General features: G+C 58.5%; 8 protein-coding genes. 7 read left to right on the forward strand and 1 reads right to left on the reverse strand.

The window, feature by feature from the left end; translation table 11 throughout:
* Positions 1 to 3 precede the first annotated feature (3 nt).
* The 7 genes from GO988_RS21995 (at position 4) to GO988_RS22025 (ending at position 7,934) form a co-directional block, all read left to right on the forward strand.
* The gene (locus GO988_RS21995; RefSeq protein WP_157569711.1) at positions 4 to 642 is read left to right on the forward strand and encodes a hypothetical protein; all 639 of its coding nucleotides are present in this window, start codon (positions 4 to 6) and stop codon (positions 640 to 642) included.
* A 131-nt stretch (positions 643 to 773) separates the two neighbouring features.
* A complete protein-coding gene (locus tag GO988_RS22000; RefSeq protein ID WP_157569713.1) occupies positions 774 to 1,730 on the forward strand; it encodes an ABC transporter ATP-binding protein in 957 nt (318 codons plus the stop codon).
* A gap of 9 nt (positions 1,731 to 1,739) precedes the next feature.
* Entirely contained in the window at positions 1,740 to 3,137 is a 1,398-nt protein-coding gene (locus GO988_RS22005; RefSeq protein ID WP_157569715.1) for an ABC transporter permease, read from the forward strand.
* A gap of 135 nt (positions 3,138 to 3,272) precedes the next feature.
* Entirely contained in the window at positions 3,273 to 4,169 is an 897-nt protein-coding gene (locus GO988_RS22010; protein ID WP_232341652.1) for a ChaN family lipoprotein, read from the forward strand.
* Between the two features lie 17 nt (positions 4,170 to 4,186).
* The gene (locus GO988_RS22015) at positions 4,187 to 4,822 is read left to right on the forward strand and encodes a hypothetical protein (protein ID WP_157569717.1); all 636 of its coding nucleotides are present in this window, start codon (positions 4,187 to 4,189) and stop codon (positions 4,820 to 4,822) included.
* A gap of 100 nt (positions 4,823 to 4,922) precedes the next feature.
* Positions 4,923 to 5,879: an MBL fold metallo-hydrolase gene (locus GO988_RS22020; protein ID WP_157569719.1), complete on the forward strand. Its 957-nt coding sequence runs from the start codon at positions 4,923 to 4,925 to the stop codon at positions 5,877 to 5,879.
* 162 nt (positions 5,880 to 6,041) lie between these two features.
* Positions 6,042 to 7,934: a sensor histidine kinase gene (locus GO988_RS22025; RefSeq protein ID WP_232341653.1), complete on the forward strand. Its 1,893-nt coding sequence runs from the start codon at positions 6,042 to 6,044 to the stop codon at positions 7,932 to 7,934.
* Between the two features lie 45 nt (positions 7,935 to 7,979).
* Here the strand turns inward: GO988_RS22025 and GO988_RS22030 are convergent, their stop codons facing one another.
* A complete protein-coding gene (locus GO988_RS22030) occupies positions 7,980 to 8,159 on the reverse strand; it encodes a hypothetical protein (RefSeq protein ID WP_157569721.1) in 180 nt (59 codons plus the stop codon).
* Between the last annotated feature and the right edge of the window lie 986 nt (positions 8,160 to 9,145).

Raw genomic sequence — 9,145 nt, forward strand, 5'->3', positions numbered from 1 at the left:
TCTATGGAACTTGATGACTTGCGCCGTCAATGGCAGCAGCCGCAGTCAGCGCCTACGCCTACCCCCCTCACCAGTGCCGAGCTAACCCAGTTGGTGGCTCGGCAGTCGGGCAGTATCGTGGAGCAGCTGCGCCGCAATGCGCGCATAGAGCTGGCTGTCAACTACAGCTTGCTGGTGGCTTCGCTGGCATTGGCTGCCTTGGCCTCGGTGCTGTGGGTGCGGCTATTTGGGGGGTTGCTGGCGCTGGTAGCGCTGGTATGCATCTACTACTTTTATCGCAAGCTGAGCGTGTTGCGCAGCATGGACGACCCAGCGGGCGACCTGCGGGCGCACCTGGTGCGCATTACGGGGGGGCTGCGCACGCTTATCCGGTTTTATTATCGCCTCACCCTAGCCATGATTCCGGTAACGTCGGTGCTGCTGGGTGCATTGGCCCTGCTCGGGCTTTTAGGCAATTTTACGCCTACGCCATCGCGCTTGGCCTGGCTCTTAATCTTACTTGTGGGGCAGGCGGCCGTGCTGTACTGGCCCGCCTCGCGGGGCACAACGTGGTATTTGCAGCGCCTCTACGGCCAGCACCTCGACCGGCTCGAACGCCAATTGCAGGAACTCGACGACGATGAACCAGGCCGTATGGGGTAGGGCGCGCCTCCGTTCAGGACCGATAGCTACCGCTTCGGCTCGCTAAATTGCTGTTTGGCGCCCGGCAGTAGCAAGTCGCTGCCAGTGGCGGCTACTTTTACTTCGCTCTTCTTCACTTCTTCTTTCACCCTATGGCACACCCTACCCCCCGGTCTATCCTTGAAGCTCGCGATGTGCGCAAGCAGTACGCCGCGCACACCGCCCTCGATGGTGTGAGCTTGGCCGTGCCCGAGCGCAGCATCTTCGGCCTGCTTGGGCCCAACGGCGCGGGCAAAACTTCGCTCATCCGCATCATTACCCAGATAACGGGGGCCGACTCGGGTGAAATCCTCTTTCAGGGTGAACGCCTGAACCCCAGCCACATCGGCCAAATTGGCTACCTGCCCGAGGAGCGTGGCCTCTATAAAAAGATGAAAGTGGGCGAGCAGCTGCTTTACCTGGCGCAGCTGCGTGGCCTGCCCCGCGCCGAAGCCGTGCAGCGCATCAAGCATTGGCTCGACCGCCTCGAGCTAAAGCTCTGGGCGCAAAAAAACGTGGAAGACCTTAGCAAAGGCATGCAGCAAAAGGTGCAGTTTATCGCCACCGTGCTGCACCAGCCCAAGCTCATTATCCTCGATGAGCCCTTCTCGGGCTTCGACCCCATCAATGCCAACCTGATTAAGGACGAAATTTTGCAGCTGCGCGACGAGGGCGCGACTATCATCTTCTCGACGCACCGCATGGAATCGGTGGAGGAATTGTGCGACAATATTGCGCTCATCAACCGCGCCCGCAAAGTGTTGGACGGGCCAGTTTCGCAGATTAAAAACCAGTTCAAAACCAATACCTACGAGGTAGAGGGCCAGGGCCGCCTACTGGTGGTGCACCCCGACTTTGAGGTAGTGGAGCAAAAGGAGCGCGAAAACGACCACTTCTACGCCCGCATTCAGCTACACGCCGGCACAACTCCCAACGACCTGCTGCGCTTCCTCATCAGCCAGGTGCAGGTGCAGGCGTTTCGCGAGCGCATCCCCAGCATCAACGAAATATTTATTCAGCGGGTGCGCGAAACCATGCCCGAATCTTTAACCGAAGTAACTGCCCGCTAGGCCCTTGTCATGGATAAAATCTGGCTCATTATTCAGCGCGAATACCTGACGCGGGTGCGCAAAAAAAGCTTTCTGGTGATTTCGCTGCTGGCGCCGCTCTTGCTGGCGGGCTCTACTATCGCCATCAGCAAACTCAATACCGCCTCGGGCCCCGACGTGGTGGCCGTGCGCGACGAGAGCGGCCTGCACCTGGCCGAGCACCTCACCGATACTGAAGACGTGCGCTTCGTGCCCGCCGCACCGGGCTCGCTGGCCCAGGCCCAGGCGGCGTTCCAAAAAAGCAAGGACAAACAGGCGGCGCTGCTCGATTTTCCGGCCGGTTTTGCCCTCGATAGCAGCAAGGGCATTCAGCTGTTGGGCAACGGCAACGTGCCCCTCAAGCGCCGCGAAAACATTCGCAAGGCCGTAAACAAAGCCTTGGGCGAACTGCGCATGGCGCGCTCCGGCATCAAGCAAGCCGACATCGACCAGATGCAGGCCCGCGTCGACCTCACGGCCATCGACCTCACCCAGCAGGGGGGTAGGCGCAACGATGTGGGCACCACTACGGCCATGGCCTACGTGCTATCCATCCTGGTTTATATGTTCATTTTCATCTACGGCGTGCAAGTGATGCGCGGCGTGAGCGAGGAAAAGTCGAACCGCATCATGGAAGTCATGATTTCGTCGGTGAAACCCTTTCAGCTGATGATGGGCAAGATTTTGGGCATTGCGGGCGTCGTACTCACGCAGTTTGCGCTGTGGCTGGCGCTGTCGTGGGGCATTACCACGGTGCTAGTGCCCCTGTTGCTGAAGCCCGACAAGCCGGCCATAACGGCTACTACCCCCCTCAAAACGACCCCGGCTAGCGCTGCCTCTACCCCCGCGGCTGCTGCCAGCCCGGCCACCGCCGCGCCAGCGTCGGCTAGCGAGGCGGGGGTAGGGGCCACGCCGCAGCCGGGCCAGCAGTTTAGCATTTGGAGCGTGCTATCGGGGCTGCCAATTGGCAGCATCATCGGCGGGTTTTTGTTTTATTTCTTGGGTGGCTACCTGCTGTATTCGTCCATGTTTGCGGCCATTGGCTCGGCCGTGGACGACCAGACCGACGCCCAGCAATTCATGTTTCCAGTCACGATACCACTCATCCTCAGCTATATTGTGAGCATTAATGTCATCATCAACGGCGACCCCAACGGCCCGCTGGCCTTTTGGCTGTCGATGATTCCTGTCACTTCGCCCATTGCCATGGTTATGCGCCTGCCTTTCGGTGTGCCTACTTGGCAATTGCTGCTCTCGGGCACGCTGCTGGTAGCTGGCTTTGTAGGCACTACGTGGGTAGCGGCCCGTATTTACCGCGTAGGTATTTTGATGTATGGCAAGAAAGTGACCTACAAGGAGTTGTCGAAGTGGATGTTTTATAAAGGGTAGGCCTTTAGAGATAAAAAAGAACGTCATGCTGCCCTAAGGGAGGCATCTTGGCCGCGTCGTTGGTTACTACTTCAACGATACGGGCGAGCTGCTTCCCTTAGGGCAGCATGACGTTCTTTTTTAGTGTTCTTTTGTATGATGTTGACTCGATTGGCCTGCTACTGCCTGTTATTCCTACCCCTGCTGGCTTTTGTACCCGCCGGCGACCGGCCCGCCTACCGCCTCTTTACGGCCCAGGGCCAAGTGGCCGACTACGACCAAATGCTCGCGCAGCTGGCGCAAGCCGATGTAGTGCTCTTTGGTGAGCAGCACAACGACCCGATGGCGCACTGGCTCGAATTGCAGGTGGCCAAAGACTTAGCTAAAGCCAAGGGCCCCGGCCAGCTGGTGCTAGGTATGGAAATGTTTGAGCGCGACGTGCAGCCCCTGGTGGCGCAATATGCCGCCGGCACCCTGCCCGACTCGGCCTTCGAGCGCCAAAGCCGGCCTTGGCCCAACTACGCCACCGACTACCGCCCGCTGCTGCAATTTGCCCGCGAAGAGAAAATCGCCATTGTGGGCACCAACGCGCCGCGGCGCTATGCGCAGCAGGTGGCCCGCGGCTCGCTTGCGGCCCTCGACAAGCTGCCCGCCGCCGAAAAGGCATACTTTACGCCGCTGCCGCTCAAAGTAGATTACGACCTGCCGGGCTATAAGAAAATGACGGCTATGTTTGGGGGCGACGCCTCGGCCCACGGCGGCGGGGGCGCCCGCAACATCATCCAGGCCCAGGCGCTGAAGGACGCCACGATGGCCACCTACATCCGCCGTAGCCTCGGGCCCGGCCAAACGCTGCTGCACCTGAATGGCTCGTACCACTCCGACAACCACGACGGCATTGTGGCCTACTTGCGCGCCGATAGCAAGAAGCCACTGCGTATCCAAACGCTGAGTGTGGTCACGCAGAGCCAGTTGCAGCAAGTAGATAAAGAAAATGTTGCCTTGGCCGACTACCTCATTGTAGTGCCGGATGACATGACGAAGACCTATTAGGCAAGCCCTATCCCCCCATGATTTCTACCCAAAACTACGCCGCCCTACCCCCCGCCGCCGACCTCAAGCGCCTCTGCAAAGCATTAGCGGTGCTCGATGCTATCAATTCGCCCGACTGGGAATACCGCTACTACTCCTACAACCCAGCCTGGGGCGAGGACGAGCAGTTGCTTGAAATGCGCGACGGTGAGGGCGACCAAATGCTGGTATTATTCCGCCCCGAAGGCTGCGTAATAAACGGCTTTATGCACGAATACGACCAGCCCGATAAGGCCCAGGTGACGCGCGGCTTACCCGATGCATTCGAGAGCTTTATGTTTGGCGAGCCGGTCAACTCCATTGGCACCACGTTTTGCCTCTGGTATACGCCGGCGCATGGCTGGCAGCGCGGCACGGTAGAAAACGAGGACGACGGCTCGGAAGAGTTGCTTTACATATTTGATAACCAACCGGCTACCTACGCCGATTGGGCAACCGAGTACTACACAGACGAGTCGGATAAAAAGCCCGTTACTGCGGAGGCTGTTGCGCCCATCTACCGCCAAGAGCCTTTGACCAAAGCCAAGGCGCTGGCCCTGGTTGATGAGGTAGAGGACTGGACCATGCTCGCCACTGACTTGCAGGAAATTGGCTACCCCTACGAATTCAACTAAGCTTTATAGAGCGGAGTGGTATTTCAGTACTTGCGTAGCTGGGGCGGGGTAGGAGCGGAGTACTACGTTGGTTTGTAGCAGATTTGCGCCGAATTCATCCATGCACACCTATCTATTTCTGCTGGCGGCGTGGCTCTTGGCCCTACCCACCCGGGCGCAGCCCACCGTTGCGCCAGCCTTTACGGTGGTGCCGCTGGGCGTAAAGGGTGGCTTGGCCGAAGGCAACCTTTCGGCCTACCTGGTGGCCGCGGCCGGCACCACCGCGTTTATCGCGCTCGACGCGGGCAGCCTGCGCCCCGGCGCCGAAAAGGCCGTGGCAAACCACGTTTTTACCGCTTCAGTCGATGAGGTGTTGCGGCAAAACATCAAAGGCTATTGCCTCTCACACCCGCACCTCGACCACGTAGCCGGGTTACTACTCAACGCCCCCGACGATACCCCCAAGCCCATCTACGGCCTGCCTACCTGCCTACATACTCTTCAGCAGGACTATTTGAACTGGCGGGCTTGGCCCAACTTCGGCAATGGTGGTGCTCCACCAGCCTTGGGCAAATACCAGTTGCGCGCGCTGGTGCCGGGCCAAGCCATGCCCCTCGACAATACTGCGCTCAGCGTGCAGGCCTTTGTGCTCAGCCACGGCAGCAACATGCAAAGCACTGCTTTTCTGGTGCGCAGCCACGACAGCTACTTGCTGTACCTCGGCGATACGGGGGCCGACGACCTGGAGAAAACGCACTACCTGCATGACCTCTGGCTAGCCGTGCAGCCGCTGGTTCAGCACGGGCAGCTGAAGGCCATTTTCATGGAAGCTTCTTACCCCAATGCCCAGCCCGAGCAGCAGTTATTCGGCCACCTTACGCCGGCGCTGCTGCTGCGCGAACTTGGCACGCTCGGCCAACTGGCTGGCCCCAGCACGCTGCGCGGGCTGCCCGTCGTCATCACCCACCTCAAGCCAACGGTGGGCAACGAGGCCATTATCAAAACGCAGCTGGCGGCGGGCAACACGCTAGGAGTGAAGCTCGTGTTTCCGGAGCAGGGTAGGGCCCTGGCGTTTTGATTTGGGACTAGCGGGGCACTGTGCGCCCCCGCGGGAGATGGCCCCAACGCAGCCTCAAAAAGTGCAGGCAACCGCGGCTGTAACGAATTGACGGATGGCCAGTACGCATGTTTGGTCGTTGAAAACCCGCACCTTTGCGTTCTCGCCTTCTTCTGCTATCCCATGCAGCTGCTTCGTCGTTTTGGTAGTCCCTTTTTGCTCGTGTTGCTTTGGGGCTTGGCTTGCCTGCCGCTCCGGGCGCAAGTGGTGGCCGGCAAAGAAGTCAGCCGCTTAAAAGCGGCCCTGCGCCAACCCATCAGCTCGGAGCCAGTTGCCGACTCCTTGCTAACCCAAGCGCGGCGGCTCGGCTACGTACCCGGCCAGATAGCTGCCTTAACCCAGCTGGCGAGCCTGCGGCTGCAAGGGCAACAGCCCGAACAGGCCGCCCCCTTGCTACGCGAAGCCGAGCAACTGGCTAGCCAGCTGCACGATACTGGCGAAGTTGGCTGGGTAATGAGCCAAGTTGGCCGCAGCCAACACCAGCTGGCCCGCACGGCCCCCGACCTGCTCAAGCACTACGACCCGCTGTTTCGGGCGCTAGAAGTGGCGATGCGTAGCAGCAGTGTGTCGGCGCCCGAAGTCTCCTCCTTTAAGGAGCTGGATGTGTGGAAAAACAGCGAGGCTACCCCCCCTGCGCCTCATGCGCCCGCGGCTGCTACCCTGCGCCGCAACGGCCGCGCCATCCCAGCCGTGCCACTCCCCGGCACGATGCCCGCGCCCGGCAGCGCTGCCTTCCAGCAGTATCTCCGCGCGCAATTGGCGCCAATCGATAAGTGGCTCGATACGCTGCTGACGGCCAAAAGCAGCTCGCCACAACTAACGCGCCGTTTGGTGGTCAGCCGCCAACTGCGCGACCGCAGCCAAGCCCTGAGCAAGGCTGCCGCCCGGCAGGGCGATTACGCCAAGGCCTTGCTGTACTTCCGCCAGTATACGGCCTATAAGGACAGCCTTACGGCCGTGGCCACGGCCAACCGGATAGCCAACCTGGCTTACCGCCAAAACCTGCTCAAGAAAGAAGCCCAAATTCAGCGCCTCACCCAGGCCCGAGCGCTGAGCGAGCAAACCGCCAGCCGCCAGCGGCAACTGGTGCTAGCGCTAGCCGGCTGGCTGGTGCTGCTGGTTGGGCTGGCCCTCGTTCTTATTCGAAGCAACCGGGCTAAGCACCAGGCCAACCAGCAGCTCAGCGAGCAGAAAGAAGCTGTGCAGCAAGCCCTGACCGACCTCAAAACTGCCCAAACCCAACTCGTGCAGGCCGAAAAAATGGCGAGCCTAGGTGAGCTGACAGCGGGCATTGCCCACGAAATCCAAAACCCGCTCAACTTCGTCAATAACTTTTCCGAAGTCAGCACCGAATTATTAGCGGAATTGGCCGAGGAAGCTGCTCGCTCTACCCGCGACCCCGAGTTGGAGCGCGAGTTGCTGACCGACGTGCAGCAGAACCTCCAAAAAATCAGTCAGCACGGCCAGCGCGCCTCCTCCATTGTGCGCGGAATGCTCGCCCACGCCCGCACCAATCCCGGCCAAAAGCAGCCGACCAACCTTAATGCGCTGGCCGAAGAAGCCGTCCAGCTAGCCTACCACGGCAGCCGCGCCAAGGATGGCGCCTTCGAGGCCCGCCTTACTACGCAGCTCGACCCTGCCCTACCCCCCGTGCCCGTGGTGCCGCAGGAGGTAAGCCGCGTGCTGCTCAACGTGCTCAGCAACGCTTTCTACGCGGTGCGCCAGAAGCAGCTGAGCGCCGGCCCCGGCTACCAGCCTGAGGTGCAGGTGCGCACCCAGCAAGCAGGCAAGCAAGTCGAAATAAAGATTCGAGACAATGGCAACGGGGTGCCCGACGCTATTAAGCAGAAGGTGTTCAATCCCTTCTTCACCACCAAGCCCAGCGGCGAGGGCACTGGCCTGGGCCTCTCGCTCAGCTACGACATCATCACCAAGGGCCACGGCGGCACGTTTACCCTAGCCAGCGAAGAAGGCCAATTCACAGAACTGACGCTAACGCTGCCGGTAGGGGGGTAGGGGCTGGGAGGCGTTAAGCAGATGGGCGCGGCGCAAGGCCAGGGCTTATTCGCTCGGCTTTGCTTTTTTCAGCGCCTCGGCTAGCCCTTGCTGCAGCTTGGCGCCAGATTCGGCCGGGGCTTCTTCGCGGATGCTGTACTGCTTTTTAAGCTGCTCCCACTCGGCAATGGGGATAAAAACGCCGGTTATGGCGCCTTTGGCGTCGGATAGATACTTAATGTCCATGAGGAGTTCAGGAAATGAATGAGTGGTTGCCCAAGCCAGCTCGGGCGTGGCGCAGTGAAAACCAGTGCGGGCATGTAAAACTGGCGGGCGCTGAATTTACCACCGAGTAGGCAGGTAGCTGCTAGCAGTAACTAATGCTGATAAGGTAGCTACTGCTACGCTGGCAAGTTGCCGCGCGATATAGAGGCGAGTTTATATAAGGCAGACTCATGGGTAAGCGAGTTAGCATTTTCGGGGTAGCCGGCAATTTGGCTGAGGATAACTAAAAAACTACCTGAACACTAGATAGTGCCAGGCAATGAGCGGGTGCCGGGTAAAATGAAGCCAACTGCACTATAACAAGTAGCTCGCAAAAGCCCCGTGAGAGATACTGAAGGCCTATTTAGCACTTTAGCTAGGCTATATCTACAATCAGACAGACGAGCTACAAAAGCTCATGTATAAAGTTGAATAATAACTTTTTTGACAAAAAGTTTCATTATTAGCTTCATCGAGGAAAGTAGTGGTATTATATTTACAAAAAATAAAACTAATTGCCTGTTGCCTGAGTATAAGCTCGGCAGTATGGAGGGACTAACTGCTCAAATAATACTGTTAACAAGAAGTCAAAACACCTGTTCCATGAGCAGAATTGAATTGCACGGACCAAATAGTAAGTCGCTCCTATCCGTGATTAGCAGCCAAGGTTCAGCTACATTCTTTCATCAGAAAAGCTGGTTAACCTACCCGTCTAGCTGCCTAGCGCACCGCAAAAAATAAATTACGGTTACTGATTTCTTGCTAAGCGACCTGAGATAATTGGGTGCTTTAGGCGCGCTTGCGCCACCTATGAAAACTATTTGCCTCTTCTTCTTCCTCCGCTTTTAAACCTCTAACCGAATTGTATGGTCAAGAACCTTTACTGCACTAAGGTATACCTGTTCCTGGGTATACTAATGAGTTTATTATTCAGTGTTGCCTTACCACATAGGGTAGTTGCGCAAAGC

The organism is Hymenobacter ginkgonis (genome assembly GCF_009755225.1).
GTDB lineage: Bacteria > Bacteroidota > Bacteroidia > Cytophagales > Hymenobacteraceae > Hymenobacter > Hymenobacter ginkgonis.

Coding starts and splice junctions, on each gene's coding strand:
- GO988_RS21995 (WP_157569711.1), top strand. CDS start 4: ATGGAACTTGATGACTTGCGCCGTCAATGGCAGCAGCCGCAGTCAGCG.
- GO988_RS22000 (WP_157569713.1), top strand. CDS start 774: ATGGCACACCCTACCCCCCGGTCTATCCTTGAAGCTCGCGATGTGCGC.
- GO988_RS22005 (WP_157569715.1), top strand. CDS start 1,740: ATGGATAAAATCTGGCTCATTATTCAGCGCGAATACCTGACGCGGGTG.
- GO988_RS22010 (WP_232341652.1), top strand. CDS start 3,273: ATGATGTTGACTCGATTGGCCTGCTACTGCCTGTTATTCCTACCCCTG.
- GO988_RS22015 (WP_157569717.1), top strand. CDS start 4,187: ATGATTTCTACCCAAAACTACGCCGCCCTACCCCCCGCCGCCGACCTC.
- GO988_RS22020 (WP_157569719.1), top strand. CDS start 4,923: ATGCACACCTATCTATTTCTGCTGGCGGCGTGGCTCTTGGCCCTACCC.
- GO988_RS22025 (WP_232341653.1), top strand. CDS start 6,042: ATGCAGCTGCTTCGTCGTTTTGGTAGTCCCTTTTTGCTCGTGTTGCTT.
- GO988_RS22030 (WP_157569721.1), bottom strand. CDS start 8,159: ATGGACATTAAGTATCTATCCGACGCCAAAGGCGCCATAACCGGCGTT.